Below are 279 nucleotides of genomic sequence, written 5' to 3' on the forward strand. Positions count from 1 at the left end.
CCGGCGCCGGCAAGGTGCAGAGCGATGCGCTGGCGGCCTTGCTCAAGGGTTGCTCCGGCCTCGACGAGAAGTGAGGCGCGCGCCGCGGCCGCTCAGGCAGCCGCCTCGCGCAAGCCGGCCGCGCGCATCGCCGCGCTGTTGGCCCAGCCGGCGTGGCCGTCGACGCGCTGCAGCCACACCGGGCGATCAGGAAACGCCGCGTCGAGGTCGGCGGCCTCGGGAAAGCGCGCATCGGCCCAGTCGTTCTGGTCCCAGCCGTGGCCGATCAGCCACTGCCCG

1 protein-coding gene is annotated in these 279 nt (G+C 74.9%); it reads right to left on the minus strand.

The window, feature by feature from the left end; all coding sequences use genetic code 11:
- Nucleotides 1–92: 92 nt before the first annotated feature.
- Nucleotides 93–279, minus strand: a 187-nt coding sequence (locus HKX41_11260) for an amidohydrolase family protein (GenBank protein NNC24709.1), incomplete at its 5' end; no start/stop codon positions are given.

The organism is Salifodinibacter halophilus, assembly GCA_012999515.1.
In the GTDB taxonomy this organism is placed as follows: Bacteria; Pseudomonadota; Gammaproteobacteria; order Nevskiales; family Salinisphaeraceae; genus Salifodinibacter; species Salifodinibacter halophilus.